General features: G+C 56.3%; 16 protein-coding genes. 13 read left to right on the forward strand and 3 right to left on the reverse strand.

The genetic code is table 11. The annotated features are described in order from the left end of the window. From GGQ73_RS10920 to GGQ73_RS10940, 5 genes are all read left to right on the forward strand, one after another. Window positions 1–999, forward strand: a complete 999-nt coding sequence (locus GGQ73_RS10920; RefSeq protein ID WP_174154206.1) for an ABC transporter permease — start codon at window positions 1–3, stop codon at window positions 997–999. Then, entirely contained in the window at window positions 996–2,171 is a 1,176-nt protein-coding gene (locus tag GGQ73_RS10925; protein WP_174154207.1) for an ABC transporter permease, read from the forward strand. Before GGQ73_RS10920 ends, GGQ73_RS10925 begins: the two co-directional genes overlap by 4 nt. Window positions 2,172–2,241: 70 nt before the next feature. Continuing rightward, the gene (locus GGQ73_RS10930) at window positions 2,242–3,450 is read left to right on the forward strand and encodes a glycosyltransferase family protein (protein ID WP_183896217.1); all 1,209 of its coding nucleotides are present in this window, start codon (window positions 2,242–2,244) and stop codon (window positions 3,448–3,450) included. Between the two features lie 23 nt (window positions 3,451–3,473). Beyond that, window positions 3,474–4,721 carry a glycosyltransferase family 4 protein gene (locus GGQ73_RS10935; RefSeq protein ID WP_183896219.1) on the forward strand — a complete coding sequence of 416 codons (1,248 nt, stop codon included), beginning with the start codon at window positions 3,474–3,476 and terminating at the stop codon, window positions 4,719–4,721. After that, entirely contained in the window at window positions 4,703–5,890 is a 1,188-nt protein-coding gene (locus tag GGQ73_RS10940) for a glycosyltransferase family protein (protein WP_183896221.1), read from the forward strand. The genes GGQ73_RS10935 and GGQ73_RS10940 overlap by 19 nt, the downstream gene beginning before the upstream one ends. On the opposite strand, the gene GGQ73_RS10945 is transcribed toward GGQ73_RS10940, so the two are convergent. Both GGQ73_RS10945 and GGQ73_RS10950 read right to left on the reverse strand, forming a co-directional pair. Then, window positions 5,880–7,112, reverse strand: coding sequence for an FAD-dependent oxidoreductase (locus GGQ73_RS10945; RefSeq protein WP_183896223.1), 1,233 nt, complete (start codon window positions 7,110–7,112; stop codon window positions 5,880–5,882). The genes GGQ73_RS10940 and GGQ73_RS10945 overlap by 11 nt on opposite strands. 18 nt (window positions 7,113–7,130) lie before the next feature. Then, window positions 7,131–7,823 (reverse strand): phosphatase PAP2 family protein, encoded by a 693-nt coding sequence (locus GGQ73_RS10950; protein ID WP_183896225.1) that lies wholly within the window; start codon window positions 7,821–7,823, stop codon window positions 7,131–7,133. Window positions 7,824–7,956: 133 nt separating this feature from the next. Here GGQ73_RS10950 and dxr point away from each other — a divergent pair, with 133 nt between their 5' ends. Both dxr and GGQ73_RS10960 read left to right on the forward strand, forming a co-directional pair. After that, window positions 7,957–9,156 (forward strand): 1-deoxy-D-xylulose-5-phosphate reductoisomerase, encoded by a 1,200-nt coding sequence (dxr, locus tag GGQ73_RS10955; RefSeq protein ID WP_183896227.1) that lies wholly within the window; start codon window positions 7,957–7,959, stop codon window positions 9,154–9,156. Between the two features lie 170 nt (window positions 9,157–9,326). Beyond that, complete coding sequence (locus GGQ73_RS10960) at window positions 9,327–9,983, forward strand: ZinT family metal-binding protein (protein ID WP_183896229.1); 657 nt, start codon at window positions 9,327–9,329, stop codon at window positions 9,981–9,983. Window positions 9,984–10,073: 90 nt separating this feature from the next. On the opposite strand, the gene hemA is transcribed toward GGQ73_RS10960, so the two are convergent. Continuing rightward, window positions 10,074–11,291, reverse strand: coding sequence for a 5-aminolevulinate synthase (gene hemA / locus GGQ73_RS10965; RefSeq protein WP_183896231.1), 1,218 nt, complete (start codon window positions 11,289–11,291; stop codon window positions 10,074–10,076). 371 nt (window positions 11,292–11,662) lie between these two features. Between hemA and GGQ73_RS10970 the strand changes: the two genes are divergently transcribed. The 6 genes from GGQ73_RS10970 to GGQ73_RS10995 all read left to right on the forward strand — a co-directional run bounded on the left by GGQ73_RS10970 (window position 11,663) and on the right by GGQ73_RS10995 (window position 22,749). Then, window positions 11,663–11,914 (forward strand): YMGG-like glycine zipper-containing protein, encoded by a 252-nt coding sequence (locus GGQ73_RS10970; protein ID WP_174154216.1) that lies wholly within the window; start codon window positions 11,663–11,665, stop codon window positions 11,912–11,914. 171 nt (window positions 11,915–12,085) lie between these two features. Further along, on the forward strand, window positions 12,086–14,011 hold the full coding sequence (locus GGQ73_RS10975) for an autotransporter assembly complex protein TamA (RefSeq protein WP_183896233.1): 1,926 nt from the start codon (window positions 12,086–12,088) through the stop codon (window positions 14,009–14,011). A gap of 47 nt (window positions 14,012–14,058) precedes the next feature. Beyond that, window positions 14,059–18,219 (forward strand): translocation/assembly module TamB domain-containing protein, encoded by a 4,161-nt coding sequence (locus tag GGQ73_RS10980; RefSeq protein WP_183896235.1) that lies wholly within the window; start codon window positions 14,059–14,061, stop codon window positions 18,217–18,219. A 194-nt stretch (window positions 18,220–18,413) separates the two neighbouring features. Further along, complete coding sequence (locus GGQ73_RS10985; RefSeq protein WP_252094035.1) at window positions 18,414–20,192, forward strand: methyl-accepting chemotaxis protein; 1,779 nt, start codon at window positions 18,414–18,416, stop codon at window positions 20,190–20,192. Continuing rightward, the gene (locus tag GGQ73_RS10990; RefSeq protein ID WP_174154219.1) at window positions 20,192–20,668 is read left to right on the forward strand and encodes a chemotaxis protein CheW; all 477 of its coding nucleotides are present in this window, start codon (window positions 20,192–20,194) and stop codon (window positions 20,666–20,668) included. Before GGQ73_RS10985 ends, GGQ73_RS10990 begins: the two co-directional genes overlap by 1 nt. A gap of 353 nt (window positions 20,669–21,021) precedes the next feature. Beyond that, window positions 21,022–22,749: a methyl-accepting chemotaxis protein gene (locus tag GGQ73_RS10995; RefSeq protein WP_183896238.1), complete on the forward strand. Its 1,728-nt coding sequence runs from the start codon at window positions 21,022–21,024 to the stop codon at window positions 22,747–22,749. Window positions 22,750–22,823 lie beyond the last annotated feature (74 nt).

Here is a 22,823-nt window from a genome sequence, read left to right on the forward strand (position 1 = left end):
ATGCTCAGATATATTCTAGGGCGCCTGCTCGTGATGATCCCAACGCTCATCCTCATCTCGATGCTGGTTTTTACCATCATCGAACTACCACCGGGCGACTATTTCGAGAGCTATGTCGCCGAAATGCGCGCCATGGGCGAGACCGCCAATCTGGCCGAGATCGAGGAGTTGCGCACCCGCTACGGTTTCGATCAACCGGCACCGATCCGCTACTTCCGATGGGCGACCGGCATGCTGGTAGGAGATTTCGGTTTCTCCTTCGAATACCAGCTTCCCGTCAACGAGGTCGTGGGCGATCGATTGTGGCTGACGATGCTGGTATCCTTCGTCACGATCATCGTGACATGGATCATAGCCTTTCCTATCGGCATCTATTCCGCCACGCACAAATATAGCTGGGGCGATTACGGACTGACATTTGTTGGACTTCTGGGTATCGCCATCCCCAATTTCATGCTGGCGCTGATCCTGATGTATTTTGCCAACATCTGGTTTGGCATCTCCATCGGCCACCTCATGGACCGCGAATACTTGAACCAGGCCATGAGCTGGGCAAAGTTCAAATCCATTCTGGAGCATCTGTGGATTCCGGTCCTTATTATCGGAACAGCTGGCACCGCCGGCATGATCCGCCGCTTGCGCGCAAACCTGCTGGACGAGTTGCAGAAGCAATATGTGGTGACGGCGCGTGCCAAGGGCCTGCATCCCTTCAAGGTTCTGACGAAATATCCGCTGCGCATGGCACTGAACTTCTTCATCTCGGATATTGGATCAATTCTGCCTGCCATCATCTCGGGGGCGGAAATCACCGCCATCGTCCTCTCGCTGGAAACAACAGGTCCGATGCTGATCCGTGCCCTGCAAAGTCAGGACATGTATCTGGCCGGATCCTTCTTGATGTTCCTCGCTTTCCTGACGGTGATAGGCGTGCTGATTTCCGATATTGCGCTTGCCATTCTCGATCCGCGTATCCGCTTTGGGGGTGGTAACATCAAATGACATCGACCCTTCCCAAGCCCGGCGAAGCATTGCCGCATTACGTCTCGACCGCACCGTTCGATCCCAATCTGATCGAGCCTACGACATCGGGGCTTGCTGCTTTCAGCAAGGCCTCGCAGTTCAAGCTGATGTGGTGGCAGTTCAAGCAACACAAGCTTGCGCTCTATTCCGGTGCGTTCCTGCTCGTCGTCTACGTGTCGATTCTCATTTGCGAGTTTCTGGCACCCTATAATCTTCACACCCGCAATGTCGAAAACATCTACGCACCGCCGCAATCCATCCATCTTTTCAACGATGGCGAATTTGTAGGCCCCTTTGTTTACGGGCGAAGAATGAGCCTCGACATGGAGAACCTGCGGCGCGTTTACACCGACGTGCCAACGGATATACAAAAACTGCGTTTCTTCTGCCGTAGCGATAGCTACAAGTTCTGGGGCCTCTTCGACAGCAACGTGCACCTCGTTTGCCCTGCACAGGGTGGGCAGATGTATTTGCTCGGAACCGACCGTCTGGGGCGCGATGTTCTGTCCCGAATTATCTACGGCGCACGGATATCCCTGACCATCGGTCTTCTCGGCGTTGCCATGAGCTTCGTACTCGGTATCGTGATCGGCGGCCTTGCGGGTTACCGTGGCGGCGTGTTCGATCTGATCGTCCAGCGTATCATCGAGGTTCTGCAATCGATCCCCAGCATTCCCCTGTGGCTGGCTCTGGCTGCCATCATGCCGGTAACATGGAGCCCGATTCTCGTCTATCTCGGTATTACCCTCATTCTGGGCCTGCTGGACTGGACCGGCCTCGCGCGGGCCGTGCGATCCAAGCTCCTGGCGCTGCGCGAAGAAGACTATGTGCTTGCCGCGCAATTGATGGGTGCCAGCACGCCCCGTATCATCGGTCGGCACCTGATTCCCGGTTTCATGTCCCACCTGATTGCATCCGCGACCCTGACAATACCGGGCATGATTCTTGGCGAGACGGCCCTCAGCTTCCTAGGGCTTGGCCTTCGTCCGCCGATCACAAGTTGGGGTATTCTGCTCACGGAAGCGAGAAGTGTGAGCGTGATTGCCCTGTATCCATGGCTTCTTCTACCCACGGTACCGGTGGTACTGGTTATCTTGGCCTTTAATTTCTTCGGCGATGGACTACGTGATGCCGCAGACCCTTTCAAATAACCACGGACCGTTCAGTGACCCATCGATCAGACCAGACCAGCCATCCGACCCCGGACAAGAGGTGGCTGCCGTGAGCACGCGTTTGAACGATGCCCGTATCCTTATGTATAGCCACGATTCGTTCGGCCTCGGGCATCTGCGCCGTTGCCGCACCATTGCACACGCGCTGGTCGAGGATTACCGTGGCCTCAACGTTCTCATCATATCAGGCGCGACCATCGCCGGTGCGTTCGACTACCGCGCCCGCGTGGATTTCGTCAAAATCCCCAGCGTCATCAAACTCAGAAACGGCGAGTACACGTCGCTTGACCAGCACATCGATCTTCAGGAAACACTGAAGATGCGGCGCTCGATTATCTACCACACCGCCGAAAGCTTTCAGCCGGATATCTTCATCGTTGACAAGGAGCCTATGGGTCTGCGCAGCGAGGTGGAGGACACGCTCGCTTATCTGAAAGCCAGAGCGACCAAGCTCGTCATTGGTCTGCGCGATGTGATGGATGCGCCGCAATTGCTGGAAGCCGAATGGAAGCGCAACGATGTTTTGAACAAGATAGAGCGCTATTACGATCACGTTTGGGTTTATGGCCCGCCGGATTTCCACGACCCGCTCATGGGGCTGAATGTCCCGCCAAAGGTGCGGGAAAAAATGGATTTCGTCGGTTTCCTGCAACGCTCTAAAACGCAATCGGAAAGCACCTCGCATCGCCCCGAGGGCGATTATATTCTTGTCACGACCGGTGGCGGCGGTGATGGCAGCGAGTTGATCGACGATGTGATCAACGCCTACAAGGCCGATCCCGAGCTCACGCAGAAAGCGCTGATCGTACTTGGTCCTTATATGCCCGGTGACCAGCGCGCCCGCTTTCTGCAGAACACGGCCGATATTCCCCATATCGAGATCATCGGGTTCGACAATCGCATGGAAGATATCGTCGCGGGCGCCAGGGCTGTCGTGTCCATGGGCGGTTACAACACGGTGTGCGAAATCCTGTCCTTCGACAAGCCCGCCCTCATCGTCCCACGCATCGTGCCGCGTGAAGAGCAATTGATCCGGGCAAGCCGCGCGTCTGAACTCGGGCTGTTCGATATGCTGGTCCCAGAAGATGCTGAAAATCCGCAGAAAATGGCCCAGGCACTGAAAGACTTGCTCAAACGCGCGCCGCCTTCAGCCAACGGCAGAAATCTCACGCTCGACGGCCTGGAAAATATTTCCAAACGAATAGCCGAGTGGCTTCAGCCTCACGACGACGCGAAATCCACGGCTACCGGTGCCTGATTTCAGAAAGAGACGCTGACATCGTGACCGTCAAAAAAAAAATCATGGTTCTCTTGAAAGGATATCCCCGCCTTTCGGAGACGTTCATCGCTCAGGAACTCTTGGGGCTTGAAAAGGCCGGGCTGGAGCTTGGACTCGTCTCCATGCGTCGCCCGACTGATAAGAAGCGCCACCCGGTGCACGACGAAATCCGCGCCAACGTGACGTACCTGCCGGAATATCTTCATGAAGAGCCGCTTCGTGTTTTAAAAGCGCTCTGGTCGTGTCGGGCAAAGCCCGGTTTTGGAAAAGCGCTACGCCGCTTTGCTCGTGACCTTCGCCATGATGTCAGCCGAAACCGCTTTCGGCGCTTTGGGCAGGCCGCTGTTCTGGCGCATGAATGGCCTGTCGATGCGGGATGGCTACACGTCCATTTCATCCACACCCCGGCATCGGTTGCCGCCTACACCCACCTGATCACCGGCACGCCATGGACGATCTCGGCTCACGCCAAGGACATCTGGACGTCCAGCGACCACGACCTTTCCAACAAGCTCGATAGCGCACGCTGGGCTGTGACCTGTACGGCCAGTGGTTTCAGGCACTTGCAAAACCTTTCGAGTGACAAAAGCAAAGTTCATCTCAGCTATCACGGGCTCGATCTCACACGCTTTCCGCATTTCGAGGGCCCGCGAGAAGAGCGCGATGGTTCACACCCCTCGCAGCCGGTCCGTGTTCTGAGCGTCGGGCGTGCCGTCAAGAAGAAGGGGATCGACATTCTCCTGCACGCCCTGGCGGCCCTGCCATCTTCCCTGCATTGGCGCTTCACCCATATTGGCGGTGGCGACGAACTGAGCGCACTGAAAACGCTGGCAGACGAACTCGGCGTTTCCGACCGCATCGAGTGGATGGGCGCGATGGACCAGACGCAGGTTCTGGAACATTATCGAAAAGCCGATCTCTTTGCGCTCGCATGCCGCATCACCAGCGATGGCGACCGTGATGGACTGCCCAATGTGCTGGTGGAAGCCGCGAGCCAGAACCTTACCTGTATTTCCACCAATATTTCCGGCATCCCCGAATTTTTCATCGATGGAGAAAACGGGTTGCTGACCGAGCCGGACGATGCGACCGCTTTTTCACAGGCATTGCAAAAGGCGATGACCGATCCCGCGCTTCGCGGACGGCTTGGAGCGGCCGCTGAGAACCGGGTGCGCACTGCATTCGACCATCGAAACAGCATCACAGAGCTGAAAGCGTTGTTCGAGCAGGAATGGGAGAAAGACCTGTGACCGCAAAAAAATCAGCGCCACGCGTTTTCTTTTACGTCCAGCACTTGCTTGGCATCGGCCACATAGCACGCGCTAGCCGTGTCGCACGCGCGCTGGTTTCGGACGGTTTCGATGTGACGCTGGTGACGGGTGGAACGCCTGTGCCCGGGTTTCCGGGTGACGGTATCAGGCACATTGAGCTGCCCCCGATTGCGGTCAGCGACGGCAATTTCTCAGGCCTTGTGGATGCGACTGGCAAGCCGGTCGACGATGGGTTCAAGGATGACCGCACCAGCATGCTCCTGGGAGCCTATCATGGTGCGCGGCCGGATATCGTTATCATCGAGGCTTTTCCATTCGGCCGCCGGCAGGTGCGTTTCGAACTCCTGCCGCTTTTAGATGCCATCGAAACGACCATTGAGCGCCCGCTGGTCATGACATCCTTGCGTGATATTCTTCAGGAACGCGCCAAGCCCGGTCGCGACGAAGAAACCATCGCACTGGTCAAAAAGCATTTCGACACCGTGCTTGTTCATGGTGATCCGAATTTCGCAAGACTGGAGGAAACCTTCCCTCTGGCCGATCAGATCAGCCAGCGCATCGTCTATACCGGCCTTGTCGCGGCATCCAAACCGGAACCGCCGCAGGAACGCTTCGATGTCGTGGTTTCCGCTGGCGGCGGAGCGGTCGGGGCAGCGCTGGTTCGCGCCGCACTGGATGCTGCGCCTGTGATCGATCAGGTGAAAAGCTGGTGTCTTATCACCGGCCCCAACATGCCGAAAGCGGATTTCGACGCCATATCGGCTGAGGCCGGCGACCGCATCTCGGTGTTTCGCTTCCGCAAGGATTTTTCGAGCCTGCTAGCCGGAGCGAAGCTCTCGATTTCGCAAGCGGGATACAACACGGTCTGCGACATCTTGCAGGCGAAATGCCGCTCGCTTCTCATTCCCTTCGCTGCTAACGGCGAAACGGAGCAAGGTGCGCGCGCATCCCGGCTGGCAAAACTGGGCCTTGCCCATGTGCTGGAGGAAAGCGCCATATCGCCGCAATCCATGGCAGAGGCCATCAAGGTATCACTACAACTGCCAGAACCTGGCGACACCGCTCTCGATCTGGATGGTGCGGCAGGAACGGCAAGAATATTGCGCCGCCTTTACGACGAACGGGAATTCGACAAACTCAGTATCTGAGCTTTTCACGCCGGAACCCGAGTCCGATCAGCCTGCCTGCCAGATGCGCGAGCAGCGGAAAGCGCATGATCGCAAGCACGAAGGCGGGCGGACCTTTCGCCTTTTTGACATCGGCCTGGTCTTTCTTGTTCTTGCTGCGCATCATCAGTTGCAAACGCTGCGTTGCCTTGGTCGGGAAGGAACGACGATTCTCGATTGCTGCCAGATGAGTATCGGTGATCGGCTTTCTGGACGACAAGACCGGAATGAGCACATTGGCCACGGCCACCGCATCCTGGATGGCAAGATTAACCCCGACACCGCCAATTGGCGACATGGCGTGCGCCGCATCTCCAATACAGATCAGACCCGGTTTCCACCATTGTTTCAAACGGTCTATCCGCACCGTCAGCAACCAGGCGTCATCCCAGCTTCGGATTTCCGACAGGCGTTCACGCGGCAGCGGGCAGACCTCTGCGACGCGCTCTCGAAAGGCGTCCAGACCCTTTTCCTTGAACTCTGCGTAGGAACCCTTGCGCACCACATAACCGCATTGCCAGTAGTCGCCACGGTCGATCAGCACGAAGCCCTGCTGCGGGCCCGCATGTCCCATCGTTTCGCTCGGGTCACCGGGCTGCTTTGAAAGGCGCATCCAGACCACCTCCGTAGGCACCCCGAAACGCTCGACCTCCAGACCGGCTTTTTCCCTGACAATCGAGTTGCGGCCATCCGCGCCGATGACCAGATCCGCTTCAATTGTGAGGAGACCTTCCGGGGTCTCGACCGTGAGCCCGCGAATCTTGCCCCCATCTTGAACAAGGTTCGTAACCGGCGCGTTCATCAGCAACCGAAAATTCTCGAATTGTCCTGCCTTACCGGCGATGAAATTCAGAAAATCCCACTGCGGCATGAAGGCGATGAAGCGGTTCTTGACCGGCAACCATGAAAAATCTGCGATCGTTACCTTCTCACTTCCGATTTCCGCATGCAGTTTTTCCGCCCGCGTGTGCGGCAGCGCCAGAAACTCCCTGATAAAACCGAGTTGGTCGACGATATCGAGTGTCGAGGGATGGATAGTATCGCCACGGAAGTCACGAAAAAAATCGCTGTGTTTTTCGATCACTGTGACATCGACATTGGCGCGCGCCAGCAAGAGCCCGAGCATCATGCCAGCCGGTCCGCCACCTGCTATCACGACAGTTGTTCTGATGGAGCGATCCGCCTGTGTTTCCACATTTTCCATTCACGTCCCCCTTGCCGCCTAGACGGCAGAACTCACCGTATTCTTCGGGTGCGGCCAGCCCCTCACATCCAGACGGAACAGCCACGCGGAACGGGCGAAGATGAAGGCAAACGCCATCGCCGTCCAGGTTCCCAAAAGCAGACCCGCTGCCACATCACTGGGATAATGCGCACCGACGATGACACGCGACACACCGATGACCAAGGCCAAGCCGATGAAGACGAAACGAAAGCGTGGCATGAGCATCAGAAAGGCGCCAAAGAATGCGCCAGCTGCTGCAGAATGGCCTGACGGAAAACTCTCATAGAGATTGTCACCCGTAAACGGCGTCAGGCTGTAAGCGCCCATTTCCACCAGCAATTCAGGCCTCGCCCGCCCGATGACGAACTTCAGCGCATGAACGAGAATACTCGCGGTACCGATCGTCAGGAAGAAATAGAGCAACGACCGCCATGCCGTTCTGACCCGGCCTGCATAGGAAGAACGCGTCAGGACCCGAGCGGCGATATAGGCAAGAATAGCGAGAAGACCTGTGCTGTAGAGCATCCAGCGAAACGTGCCGAAATCCGTGATCGCATTGTTGAATCCAACGATGGCACCGGGTAGTGCTTGCGCACGTTGTGAAATCGCAGGGTCGAAAGGGATGAGAACCAGCACGAGAACGAAGGTGGCCGCCAAAATCCAGCCACTGGAAACAAAAAAGCGTCGCATGCTGTTCCTCGTTACACCAAGTCTGGAATATGCTGTTGGTGCAGGACAAAGACAAGTGTGGCTTTCCTCCTTGTTATGCTCACCTTTCGCTTGTAGAGGCTTGCATGACAATGTTGAGAAAATCCGGATTGACATGACGCACCCCAAGCGCCCGACTTTACCCGAAAAACTGACAATACTGGGATCCACCGGTTCCATCGGCACAAATACGGTCGATGTCATAAACCAGCTTGGCGGACGTGACCGGTTCGAGGTAATGGCACTGACGGGTGCAGGCAACATCGCGCTTCTGGCAGAGCAGGCCCGCGCGTTAGGCGCCAAACTGGCCGTCACGTCCGAAGACGATAATTACGACGCGCTCAAAGATGCACTGGCAGGCACCGATATCAAAGTCGCCTCGGGGCGATCAGGCTTGCAGGAAGCAGCCGACATGGATGCGGACTGGGTCATGGCAGCGATTGCAGGAACACCAGGTCTGGAGCCGACTCTCGCGGCGGCGCGGCGCGGCGCCAACATTGCTCTCGCCAACAAGGAATGTCTGGTTTCGGCCGGAGACGTTTTCATTCGCACCGTATCGCAGGGCGGCGGCAAGATCATTCCCGTCGACAGCGAACACAGCGCCATTTTTCAATGCCTTGAGCCGGCAAACAAGGCCAATGTCGAACGTATCGTGCTGACCGCATCCGGCGGGCCATTCCGTGCCCATAGCCGTGAGGAAATGGCTGGCGTAACCGCCGATACGGCGCGCGCCCACCCCAACTGGTCGATGGGCCTGAAGGTGTCGATCGGCAGCGCGTCCATGTTCAACAAGGCGCTGGAAATGATCGAAGCAAAATATCTCTTCGATCTTTGCCCCGACCAGATTGAAGTCATCATCCATCCGCAATCGATTATCCATTCCATGGTGGCCTATACGGACGGATCGGTCATTGCCCAGCTGGGCTGCCCGGACATGCGAACGGCCATTGCCTATGCCCTGACCTATCCGGCCCGGGGCGAAATCGACGTCGAGCGTCTGGATTTTACCAGGCTCGCAAGACTGGATTTCGAAGCTCCTGACGAGATCAGGTTTCCTGCATTGCGTCTGGCAAGAACCGCGCTGGAGCGCGGCGGGGCGCAGGGCGCCGTGTTGAGTGCCGCCGACGAAACCGCATTTCACGCCTTCGTGGCCGGCAAGATCGGCTTTCTGGATATGGCGGATATCGTCGAGACCGTCATGGACCGGATGAACAACGGACACGCTGCAGAAACGGTGGAAGATGTATTGGCGGTGGACGCACAAGCACGAGCCTATGCAAACGATGCCATTTCAAAAAGACAGACAGCGGCCTGACGCCGTTTCAACGCATCCCTCATAAATCGATAGAGTTCGACGCCGGTGGATAACCAACGGTCCAGGAAGCTGTGAACTTTCGAGACCCGGCATAGTGGGGTTGCCAGCAATATAAAAATAGGTTAGCCCATTTTTGTAATGTTATTACATGACGAAATGAGGACTTACATATGAGTATACGCTACGCCCTCCCCGTTGCCATCGGCGCTCTTCTCCTGTCGTTTACAACGACCATGGCAGACGATGCGGCAGCATCCTCGAAGGCACATTCGCACAGCCACTCCGAAGCATCCGAACAGATTTCCAAGGGTTACTTCGAAGATAGCCAGATCAGGCCGCGCCCGCTGTCAGACTGGGAAGGCGAATGGCAGTCAGTTTATCCTTACCTTATGGACGGCTCCCTTGATGCCGTCATGACGCATAAGGCGGAGCATGGTGACAAGACAGCCAAGGATTATCGTGACGAATACGCTACGGGGTATAAAACCGACGTTGATCGCATCGTGATCCAGGGTGACACAGTGATGTTTCAGCGAAAGGACGCCGACAGCAAAGCGACATATGTCTCGGATGGATATGAGGTGCTGACCTACAAGAAGGGCAATCGCGGCGTCCGCTACATCTTTAAAAAGGTCGGTGGGGACGAGGCTGCGCCTCAATTCATCCAGTTCAGCGATCACACGATAACGCCGACAAAAGCCGGTCACTACCACCTTTTCTGGGGGAACGATCGAAAAGCCGTGCTGGCAGAGCTCAGCAACTGGCCGACATATTATCCAGCCTCGCTCGACGCCAAGCAAATCGTGCATGAGATGCTAGAACACTGACATGACGGCGCATTCCGATTAAAAAAGGTCGCGGCTCATGGAGCCGCGACCTTCAATGACATTTCATCTGAAAAGCGATCGATTACAACGTCAGGCGACTGCTCTTGCCAGAGCGCAACGCGCCCATAGCTGGTGAAGCGGTGCAACCAGTTGCTCGAGGTCGGCATCTGTGTGCAACGGCGTCGGCGTGAGACGAAGTCGTTCGGTCTTGCGCGGTACGGTCGGATAGTTGATCGGCTGCACATAAATGCCATGATCATCGAGCAGGATATCCGATATCCACTTGCACTTGGCTGCGTCGCCAACCATGACGGGCACGATATGGCTGGGGTTCGGCATGTGCGGAATGCCACTCCTATCCAGCATGGCACGGAGCGTGCGCACGCGCTCCTGATGACGTGCACGTTCAAAAGGGCTGACCTTCAGATGCTGGATGGATGCAACCGCGCCAGCAGCCAGGGATGGCGGCAATGCCGTGGTAAAAATGAAGCCGGACGCGAAGGAGCGGATGAAGTCGCACAGCGCTTCGGACGCAGCAATGTAGCCGCCCATCACGCCAAATGCCTTGCCAAGCGTTCCCTCGATGATCGTCAGGCGATCCATCAGGCCTTCCCGTTCGGCAATGCCACCACCGCGCGGACCGTACATGCCGACGGCATGAACCTCGTCGAGATAGGTCATCGCGCCGTATTTGTCGGCAAGATCGCAGATTTCCTTGATCGGAGAGATATCGCCGTCCATCGAGTAAACGGATTCGAACGCGATCATCTTCGGCGCAGACGGGTCAGCAGCCTTCAACTTCGCTTCGAGATCCTCAAGGTCATTGTGTTTCCAAATAACCTTATCGCAGCGACCGTAACGAATGCCCTCGATCATAGAGGCGTGGTTAAAGGCATCGGAGAAAATGATCAGGCCGGGAATCTTCTGGCCGAGTGTTCCAAGCGTTGCCCAGTTCGAAATGTAGCCGGATGTGAAAATCAGCGCTGATTCCTTGCCATGGAGATCGGCAAGTTCCTGCTCGAGTTTGACGTGATAATGGTTGGTGCCAGAAATATTCCGGGTGCCTCCCGCACCCGCGCCACAGTGATCTATGGCCGCCTTCATGGCCTCGATGACCTTGGGATTCTGTCCCATGCCGAGATAGTCGTTAGAGCACCAGACCGTTACGTCTTTCTTCTCGCCGTCCGCATTGTATCGTGTCGCGCGCGGGAAATTGCCCTGCTGCCGTTCTAAGTCGGCGAAGACGCGATAACGGCCTTCTGAATGCAAACCATCCAGCTCGGTCTTAAAGTATGCCTCGAAGTCCATTCCATGCTCCAGAATTCTTGTCGTCGTTGTCGGCCCACCTCCATGAACCGTCAACCCCCTCGACGCCGTTTGCACGAAACTGCGTCAATTCGCCCTCACTTTTGAACCATTCCAAAAACTCTTATAAGAGATTTTTCAAACCGCAAAATTGATTCACATCCAAGACGCATAAATATTGGAACTTTTCCGTTATCTGTCCGTTCAGTTGGGCACAGTCGATTGGGGCCGGGATGCAGCCTGCGAAGGACGCTTCCATAAACACACTCGAGTTGGTAAACATCTGTAGCGGTCGGAGGTAGCAGTCGCCGCAGATGTATTATGGGACGCCTACCAAAGAGCCAAAGAGCTCATTGAAACGTTGGAGAGACTTCATGAAAAAAGCCATTATTTTTGCGGCAATCGGTTTGGCGCTTGCAGGCTGCACGCAGACTGAAAAGGGCGCGTCCATTGGCGCCGTTTCTGGCGCTGTTATCGGTGGCGCTGTAACAGGCAACGTCCGCGGCGCAGCTGTTGGCGCAGCCATCGGCGGCGTTGGTGGCGCACTGATCGGTAACGCTTCTGAGCCAGGCTACTGCTACTATCGCGATCAGTACGGTCAGCGTTACACGGCTCGTTGCCGCTAATATCACCAAGGATTAAGAAACGAAGGCCCCGGTTTCCCCGGGGCTTTTGCATTTGTGTCGGAAGAATACGCTTTTTCGGGTGCCAACCTCCCTTTTTGTGATTAAACTGCCCTGTTAACGGACGGGAAACCGGTGGGGCCGATAATAAATCCTCAACCATAAAAGTAGCGTATGTCAAACCGACACACTGACCCAAAGAAGAGTATTGCGTTCTGGAAGGCCGGCACTGCATTGGTCGTGGCTGCATCCGTGATGCTATCTCCCGGGTTCGTGCGGGATGCGTTTGCGCTGGAAATCTTCGGCATCACTATTTTCGGTTCGGACGACAAGGAAGAGGAGGTCCTCGACCCGGTTTCTTTCACCGTCACGCTGAATGCCGCGGATGCGGACGACAAGCTGCGCAAGAGCCTCGAAAACAGCTCGCTTCTGGTCGCAGAGCCGGAAAAGCCTGCATCGGGCGATCTGGGCCTCTTGATCAGAGCGCGCGACGACCGTGAGCGATTGGTGGCTGCGCTCTACGAAAACGCCCGATACGGCGGCACCGTTAAAATCACGGTTGCGGGCCAGGATATCGACGCCATCCCACCAAATCCTTCGTTCAACCGCACAGGTCCTGTCCCTGTGGTCATCGATGTCACGTCCGGGCCGGCTTTCACGCTCGGCACCATCAAGCTTGAAGGCGATGTCGCGGGTCGCGATCTCTCTGAGTACGGCCTTGTAACGGGTGGAGACGCGGGATCGCTTGCCATCATCCGTGGCGGCAACAAGCTGATAGAAGCCCTGAAGGCGGAAGGGCGTCCGCTCGCGAAGCTCACCAAGCGCGAAGCGGTTGCAAACCACGCAACCAACACCGTTGATCTGACTTTATCTGCCGAAGGCGGTCCGATAGCGCCTTTAGGCGACGTCGCTGTGAAGGGCGAGAAGACGGTCGATGGCGACTTCATCCGGCGCTATTCGCGTCTGAACGGCGGAGAGCCGTATTCGCCGGAGAAATTGCGAAAAGCATCCGACCGGTTGCGCAAGCTAGGGGTCTTTTCCAGCATCACCATCAAGGAAGCGAATACACTGTCCCGCAATGGCAGCATTCCACTCACCATCGAGGTCTCGGAAGGCAAACATCGCTATCTTGGACTTGGTGCGCAATATTCCACCACCGAGGGCATTGGGCTGCAAGGCTACTGGGGCCATCGCAATCTGTTCGGCAAAGCCGAATCGCTGCGCATCGAAGGTGCTGTTTCGCGGCTGGGTGAAGCGTCGAATGTGCAGGACATGGATTACTCGGCCGGGATCATCTTTACCAAGCCCGGCATCTTCAATCCGGAGACGACGTTTACCGCCAGTCTGAAAGCCAAGACTGAACATCCAGACAGCTACGACGCGAGATCGATCACCGGCTATGGCGGCTTTGCCTATGAGTTCAACGATTACGATACGGCCTCTGCCGGTCTGGAAGTCGAGTGGACGGATGCCGATGATGCATTCGGCAACAACCAGTATCTGACCACCTCCGTGCCGCTGGAATTCGTGCGCGACAGACGTGACGACAAGCTGAACCCAACTGAAGGCTTCAGAGCCTCGATCTCCGCGCAGCCAAGTTTCGAAGCTTTGAATGGTACGTTCTTCACATCATTCGAGGGTTCGACGACAGCCTATAAAGGCCTTGGGTCCGACGATCAGGTCGTGCTGGCCGGCAAGATCGCAGGTGGTCTGCTCGTCGGGGCGAGTTCCTTGGAAGACGTTCCCGCGACCCGGCGTTTTTATGAAGGCGGCGGCGGATCGGTGCGAGGTTACAGCTATCAGGAAATTTCGCCGTACAATGCGGCAGGGGATGCGACGGGCGGGCGTTCTTATGTCGTCTCGTCGGTGGAAGCACGTTTCAAGGTGACAGAAACGATCGGGCTCGTTCCCTTCGTTGACGCAGGCGTCGTATCGTCCGACCTTGCGCCCGACTTTTCCGATATTCGCGCGGGCGCCGGTATCGGACTACGTTACGCGACACCGTTCGGCCCCTTGCGTCTCGACGTGGCCACGCCCCTGAAAAAATATGAAAATGGAAGCAGCTTCGGCATTTATGCCGGCATCGGACAGGCGTTCTGAACGAGCGTCATTTCACACAAGAACAAGAAAAGTGTAGATTACGTTTGATGACCGTACTGACTCGATTGTTGATAGGGATCGGCTACATTGCTCTGGGCACTGTCGCACTGCTTGTCGTGGCCGTTATCTTCCTTGGTTACACGTCGCCCGGCACGCAACTTGTCGCGCGACAGGTCTCATCCCTGATCTCCAGCCCCGACCAGACGATCGAGATATCACCGCCCAAAGGCCTGCTGACGGGAAACCTCCGTCTGGATAGCGTGACGATTTCTGACCGAGACGGTCCCTACGCCCGGTTGGCAGGCGTCGAGGTCGACTGGTCGCCATTTGCGCTTTTGAGAAAGACATTTCGCGCTGAACGGATAGAGGTGGCACAGGTCGATATCGACCGAGCGCCCCTGCCGTCCACGGAGCCCTCTTCGGAAACCTCGACCGGCTTTTTGCTTCCCGTCGACATCACCATCGATGATCTGGCTCTTCCCGATATCACACTAGGTGAGAAGCTGGCAGGTCGCACTTACGCGCTTTCAGCCAACGGCCGCGGTACCGCCACCACCAACGCCATTACGCTTGCCCTTTCGGCAAATCGCAAGGACGAGCCTGAAGCATTGGTGAACGCCGATATCGCCTTCGTTCCCAACGAGAATATGCTGAAGCTCAACGCGACCGTGAAAGAACCACAGGGTGGACTTCTGGCAACACTTCTACGCTTGCCCGATGCGCCTGCAGTGGCTCTCACTCTCAGAGGCGACGGCGCCCTGTCCGATTGGTCGGGACAGCTTACGGGGGCTGTCGCTGGCAATCCGGTTCTCGATCTGACCGGTCGCCACCAACTCGCAACCGATGGCACGCGCCGGGTAGAGCTTCATGGTGGCGGTCAGCCCGATATGTTGTTGCCGCCAATGATGCGCCAGCTCTTTGCCGGTCAAACCGCGCTCGACCTGGCGGCCAGCATTGCGCCGGAAGGTCGGATCAGTGTCGAAAGCGGCAATCTGGAAACCGGAAAACTGTTGCTGACAGCATCCGGTGCCATGGATCCGCAGGGGCAGAATGATCTTTCCGCCAATTTGATCGGCACCAATGGTCCAGTCGATATCCGCCTGCCGCTTGGAGACGGAGAGCTCTCCGCTCTGGTGAATGGGGTCGATCTCGCGTTGCGCGGCAATGCCGACGCGGCCGGTTTGAACATCAGCGCGTCGCTGCGGTCGCTTGTCTTGCCGCAGGGGCGTTTCGAAGACGTGAAGCTGCTGGCTAACAGCGACGATCTCAATCTGGCAAACCAGACCGGCACTGTGAAAACCAGTCTCAGCATCGCACAATCCGCCATGACCGCGCCGGATCTGGAACGAGCCATCAAGGCACCCTTGACGCTCAATGCGCCCTTGCGAATTTCCCCACAGACGATTGCCTTCGAAGGTGCGACGCTGGAAAGCGCCAGCGTCGGCGGCACCAGTAGCGGAACCTATGATCTGTCGGCAGGTACCATCGCCACCAATCTTCGCCTCTTTGTTCTCCCGGCGGTCCTGCCACCGGCTCTTGCCGAAAAATTCGATACGACCATTGCCATCGATGCTTATCTCAAGAGTACGATTGGCGGTGCAACCAGTGTCGAAAACCTCGTTGTCAAATCCGGAACTGTCGAGGCCAATGGCGATATCGCGCTGGATAATGGCAATGTGTCTGCCAAGCTGGGCGGCCGTCTGCCCGCGCTGGAAAAGGTAACGCCGCAAGCAGCAGGATCACTCGGATTTTCACTTGAGGCTAGCGGTCCGCTCAACGCCGCCGATTTTCAGATCAGCCTGAATTCCGCCAGAGCGACCCTGGCGGGTCGCGCCCTCGAGGCGCTCAAGGTTTCAGCCAAGGGAAAAGCGGATCTGAACGCGCCGCAGGCCCAGCTTCAGGCAAGCGGTACACTCGATGGACAGATCATCGACGCGTCCGGTGAACTCTTGCAAGGCGAAAACGGAACGGCGATCCCAAAGCTGAACGTCACCGTGGGTCGCAACGTGCTGACCGGAAACCTTCAGTTTAACCCACAATTTCTGCCGACAGGAAATCTCTCCTTCGACTTCCCCGACCTGTCGTTGCTGGCCGCGCTGGCCGCACAACAGGCCGAAGGTGACGTGAAAGGTGACGTTGTCGTATCCAACACGGACGGAAAAATCGCTGCAACGATCAAAGCCTCGAGCAGCACCATCCGCCAAGGGACGACCACGATCTCCAAGCTCGCTGCCGATCTGAAGGTCGATGATCTCACAGCACTAGCCATCAACGGCCAGGTGACGGCGGGCAAAATCATGGCCGGTGCGGCCGACATTTCCGGCCTCACTCTGGATATCGATCACTCCGATTCTGGCACCGCATTCGATCTGACTGGCCGTTACGACGATGCGCCTCTCGCCTTCAAGGGAACCGCCAACACCGCCGCCTCCCCCATGACCGTGACCCTCGATACGTTCACGGCGACACCCAGCGGCATTCCGGTGAAACTGGCTCAGCCGACGACAGTCACCATTGATACGGGCATGGCACGTATTTCCGGTCTTGTCATTCAGACGGGCAACGGTCGCATCGAGGTCAATGGCAGAGCGGGACAGACACTCGATCTCAACGCAACGATCCGTGCGCTGCCTGCCAACCTCGCCAATGCATTCTCACCAGCACTCGACGCCGCCGGGACGATCTCCGGCACAGTGACGGCAAAAGGCACAGCGTCCGATCCAGCCGTCGACTACGATCTCACCTGGGCCGATGCGGCGGTCAGCCAGACCCGCTCCGCCGGACTGGGTTCGCTCGGCATAAAGGCCAATGGTCGATTTGCCGGCGGCACTTTGCGTCTGGATACCACGGCAACCGGTCAGGGTGGGCTATCGCTGTCCGGTGGCGGTACTTTCGGTATCGCGGGTAACAGACCCATTTCGATGGCCTTCAAGGGTTCCCTGCCCTTCGGTGCTGTCGCCGCCCAAACGGCAGCACAGGGCTTCGATGTCAGCGGCAAAGCGGCCCTCGACGTAAAGATCGAAGGGACCGCCACAGCGCCCATCGTCACAGGCAGTATCACAACCGATGGCACACGCGTCACCGATGTTCGCCGCAACCTGACCATCAACAATCTGGCCGCGACCATCAATCTCGAACGCGACCGGGCGACGATCTCGCGATTGACCGGCAGACTGGCTGGCGGTGGCACGGTGTCTGGCACCGGAAGCGTCGGCATAACGCCCGGCTCTGGCTTCCCGGCTGATCTGACGATCACCCTCAATCGTGCCGCTTATAATGACGGCACCCTGTTCACCACCATCGCAAGCGGAACGCTTACCTTGAAGGGGCCGGTGTTGAATTCTCCGGTTCTCGGCGGCACTGTCACGCTTGAAAAAAGCGCCATAACGATCCCGGAGCGCTTGCCGGCATCCCTGTCGCAGATGGACATCAAACACAAGAACGCGCCTGCGGCGGTGCGTATGCAAGACCGGAAACTCAATGCGGACAAGGGTGGAAGTGGGAGTTCTTCCGACATCGCCCTCGACCTTCAGGTGAACGCGCCGAGCGGTATCTTTGTTCGCGGCCGCGGCATCGACGCGGAACTGACGGGTAGCCTGACGGTGCGCGGCACCGCTGCAAACCCTGCGGTTTCAGGCGGCTTCCAGATGCGCCGTGGCAGGCTTGAAATTCTCACACGGCGCCTGGATTTCACGAATGGTGATATAACCTTCGGCGGCGGTCTTGTTCCCGTCCTCAACATGGCGGCGGAATCAGCAGCTGGTTCCGCTACGGTTACCGTCACCGTCACGGGGAACGCAAACGATCCGTCCTTTGGTTTTACATCCTCCCCTGCCTTGCCCCAGGACGAAGTCATGGCGCAGTTGATTTTCGGGCAATCCATGTCCAAGCTTTCAGCACTGCAAATTGCACGACTGGCAGATGCCGCAGGCCAATTGGCAGGCGGACGCTCGACCTCGCTTTTCGATAGTCTGCGCAGCAATCTTGGTATTGACGATCTTGATATTTCCACAGACTCTGAAGGTCAGGCGCGTGTCTCCGCTGGAAAATACATCAACGACAAGACCTATCTGGAGTTGGAACAGAGCGGCAGCGAAGGCGCCAAAGCCATCATCAATCTGGATGTGGGCAAAGGCGTGAAGCTAAGGGGCGCGGCGGGCGCAGACGGAGCAGGTTCGGCCGGTATTTTTTACGAGAAGGAGTATTAGACGCCGAAAAGGAAGGTAGCAAGGATCGTCATCCTAGCCCATTGTCCAGATTTCATGTGCGCATTCAGATATTTTTAAATCAGATGTCGTAGATAACTTTTTGTTGCATTGAACGGTTTTTACCTGACAGGTCCGCGCGCAACGGCAAGAGGCTGCATTGAACCCTACGTGTTCATGCTTGGAGTTTCATCTACGTGCTATCTTTTCCTGGAACGCATGCGAAATCTATTCTGGCTGCTCTGGGTCGCTCGCAAGCGATGATCGAATTCGATACCAGCGGAAAAATACTATCCGCCAATGAAAACTTCTGCCGTGCCATGGGCTATAGCAAAGAACAGATCGTTGGCAGACACCACAGCATATTTTGCGAACCCGCTTACGCGAAGAGCGCAGAATATAAGACCTTCTGGAAGGACCTTGGTGCAGGCAAATACGATGCTCGCCAGTACAAGCGTCTCGCTAATGGTGGCAAGGAAGTCTGGATCCAGGCATCTTACAATCCCCTGATGGTCGGTGACAAGGTCAAGAGCATTCTCAAACTTGCCACCGTCATCACCGAAGAAAAGATAAAAGCTGCCGAGGATTCCGGGAAGATCGACGCGATCTCGCGGGCGCAGGCCGTTATCGAATTCACCACGTCGGGCGAGATCATCACCGCCAATACCAACTTCTTGAACTGCCTGGGCTACAGCCTGGATGAGATTGTCGGCCAACATCACCGGATGTTTTGCGAGGAAGGCTTTCGCAATAGCACTGAATATGCAGGCTTCTGGCATAAGCTGGCGGCTGGCGAATTTATCGCCGCCGAGTTCAAGCGTATCGGCAAGGGCGGGAAAATCGTCTGGATCCAGGCGTCCTACAATCCGATCGTCGATCAGAATGGACACGTGTTCAAAGTCGTCAAATTTGCCACCGATGTCACGGAGCGGGTCCGCGCCGTCGACAGTCTAGCCGATAGCCTGACGGCCCTTGCACACGGCGATCTCACTGCGGTCATCGACAAACCCTTCATTCCCACGCTGGAACGGGTTCGAAAGGACCTGAACAGTTCGCTTTCGAAATTGCAGGATGCGATGCGCAACGTCTCGGAAAGCGCGTCAAGCATCGCTACCGGTTCGCGCGAAGTCAGCGAAGCCTCCGACAATCTGGCCAAGCGAACGGAGCAACAAGCAGCAGCCGTCGAGCAGACGTCAGCCGCGTTGAACGAAATCACCCGCACGGTCGCACAAAACACGACGCGCGCCGAACAGTCGGGAGAGCTTGTCGCAAAGACCAAGGCGGGAGCGGAGCACTCCGGCGCGGTGGTCACCAAGGCGATCCAGGCCATGGGCCGGATTTCGCAATCATCGAATGAGATTGGCAACATCATCAGTGTTATCGATGACATCGCGTTTCAGACCAACCTTTTGGCATTGAATGCCGGTGTAGAAGCCGCACGTGCGGGCGAAGCTGGCAAAGGCTTTGCAGTCGTTGCACAGGAAGTACGCGAACTTGCCCAACGATCCGCTCAGGCCGCCAAGGAAATCAAGACACTGATCAACACCTCGTCCGAACAGGTCAAGGAAGGTGTCGATCTGGTTGGAGAGACCGGAAAGGCACTCGACGCCATCGTGACGCAGGTTGGCGAAATCAACGTCAATGTGTCGGCCATTGTCGAGACCGCCCGACAACAGGCAAGCGGTCTCAAGGAAATCAATCAGGCTGTTGAAGCAATGGACAGCAATACGCAGCAAAATGCAGCGATGGTGGAAGAAACGACGGCGGCAAGTCATAGCCTTGCACATGAAGCCCATGTTTTGCGAGATTTATTAACACAATTTAGATTTGGGAAACAATATTCTGCTACGAATCATAAAATGAAGCCGGAAGAAAACACTCCGGTTGTTCGTACACCAGGCAGGATGCCAAAATCCGGATACGCGAGCGTCGGTGCGCTTGCACTAGCCCAGAACAAGGATTGGGAAGAATTCTGATGGTTACGATTAATTCTACGAACTTCGGTGGCGATACCCTCGAGATCATCGCGTTTCGTCTGCATGATCAGGAGTTTTGCGTCAAAACAACCACCATCCGAGAAATTCGCGGCTGGGCCCCATCCACTCCACTCCCGCATGCTCCGAAAGACGTCATCGGTGTGATGAACCTGCGCGGCTCGGTTATTCCGATCATCGACCTCGCCTACAAGCTTGGCATGAAGAGCACCGTTGCCAATGAGCGCAGCGCCATCGTCGTTGCAGAAGTTCACAACATGGTCATCGGCATGCTGGTGGACCGCGTTTCAGACATTCTGACGATCCCTGCAATCCAGGTACAACCTGTTCCAGAAGTCTCGGCATCTTTCGACAAATCCTTCTCCGAAGGTATCATTGCCAACGAACACGGCATGATCTGCTTCCTGAACCTCGCCAAGATGTTCAAGGGTGCAGACCTTGAAGATTTGGCAGCCTAAGGCCACTCGACGCACGCGACATCCGATTGATTTTTTTAACACGCTGCCCGGATAGCCGGCAGCGTGTTTTCGTTTGGCCTCCATCATAAACTTCGAAGAAACCATTTAAAAAAGCGTCATCCATAAAACGATCAAGAACAGAACCATCATCAATGCTGCGAGATAGCGTTTTAAACTTAATCACTTCACAAATTACACTTCGGTCCGACATCCCGTCAACTTAGTATTAATATTATTAATGCCTAATTCAATTATAGAACGAAAAATATCGAATCGACTCGTCCTGCAACAAAAACGCGCGCGACAATGACATCGTCCATTGCTGCGACATTTTCAGTTTACTTGGAGATAGCATGCTTTGGCTGGGGAAAAATGCTGACAATAAAAGTGTTCTGGACGCCTTGTCTGCTTCGCAAGCGGTGATTGAATTCGATCTCAAAGGTAATATTCTGACAGCAAACAAGAATTTTTGCGCCGTGTTGGGATATGATCTTGCCGAAATCATCGGAAAACATCATCGAGTTTTCTGCGATCCGAGTTATACGAACTCGAAAGCCTATTCGGATTTCTGGGCAAGCCTTGGCGCTGGAAAGTACGATGCGCGGGAATACAAACGCCTGCGCAAGGATGGAAGCGAAATCTGGATCGAAGCATCTTATAATCCGGTCTGCCGAGGCGGTAAGCCTTACAAGGTCGTAAAGATTGCAACCGATATCACGGCAAAAAAACTCAAAGCCGAAGAAGACGACAACAAGCTGCAAGCGATCTCGCGTTCTCAGGCGGTTATTGAGTTCACACCACACGGTGAAATCATTACCGCCAACGACAATTTCTGTGCCACGCTGGGTTATGGCCTGAGTGACATCGTTGGCAAGCACCATCGTCTATTCTGCGAGCCGACCTATGCAGCCTCTGCCGATTATGCGAATTTCTGGAAGCGTCTGGCGGCGGGGGAGTTTATATCAGACGAGTTTGTCCGCTTCGGCAAGAACGGGAAGGAAGTCTGGATACAGGCCGCCTATAATCCGATCGTCGATGGCAAGGGTCATGTTGTCAAAGTCGTAAAATTCGCGACGGATGTGACGCCGCGCATGAGCGCCATCAGCACGCTGGGCTCCGCCCTTCGCCTACTGGCCAGCGGCGAACTCCGCCAGAGCCTGAATACCCCTTTCGTACCCAGCATGGAAAAGCTTCGTGCCGATTTCAATGAGGTGATGAAGACACTTCGCTCCACCATGCAGACGGTCGCGCACAACTCGGCCACCATTGCGTCCGGCTCGGCTGAAATCCGCGTGGCGGCTGATCAACTCGCGCGCCGCACCGAACAACAGGCTGCATCGCTGGAGGAAAGCGCCGCCGCGCTGGAAGAAATCACCACCACGGTCAAGGATTCCAGCAGCCGCGCCAGCGAGGCCGGAAGGCTTGTTGCTTCCACCCGAAAGAGTGCCGAACGCTCCGGTGAAATCGTCCACCGTGCCATCGAGGCCATGGATGAGATATCTCAGTCATCGGGCGAGATCACGAGCATCATCAGCGTGATTGACGAGATCGCGTTCCAGACCAACCTTCTGGCATTAAACGCTGGCGTAGAGGCTGCCAGAGCAGGCGAAGCGGGCAAAGGCTTTGCTGTGGTGGCCCAGGAAGTGCGCGAACTGGCTCAGCGCTCTGCAAGCGCCGCAAAAGCGATCAAGGAACTCATCAGCAAGTCGCGCCAGCACGTCTCGAACGGTGTCGATCTCGTTGGACAAACGGGCGACGCGCTGAAGCAGATTGCTGAGCAGGTTGGGCAAATCGACCTGAACGTGGTTGCAATCGTCGAGGCATCACGCGAACAGGCCAACGGTTTGGCCGAAATTAATGACGCTGTAAACCTGATGGATCAGGCGACCCAGAAGAACGCGGCGATGGTCGAAGAAACCACCGCGGCAAGCCATGGACTGGCACGCGAGGCCGAAAGCCTGCGAGAATTGCTGACACAGTTTCAGGTGAACGACGGAGCGGTTTCGTTGACGTCACAGCCCAGATATTCGCAAGATCACGACGCACCGACACTGCCAAGGACCGCATCGGCCGGCCGTTAGGCCATCCACGAGATCAAAGGATAAAAGACGTCTCTAGCGAATTGAAAAAGGCGGCACAGGTGCCGCCTTTTTCT

It is taken from the genome of Rhizobium skierniewicense (genome assembly GCF_014196515.1).
GTDB lineage: Bacteria > Pseudomonadota > Alphaproteobacteria > Rhizobiales > Rhizobiaceae > Agrobacterium > Agrobacterium skierniewicense.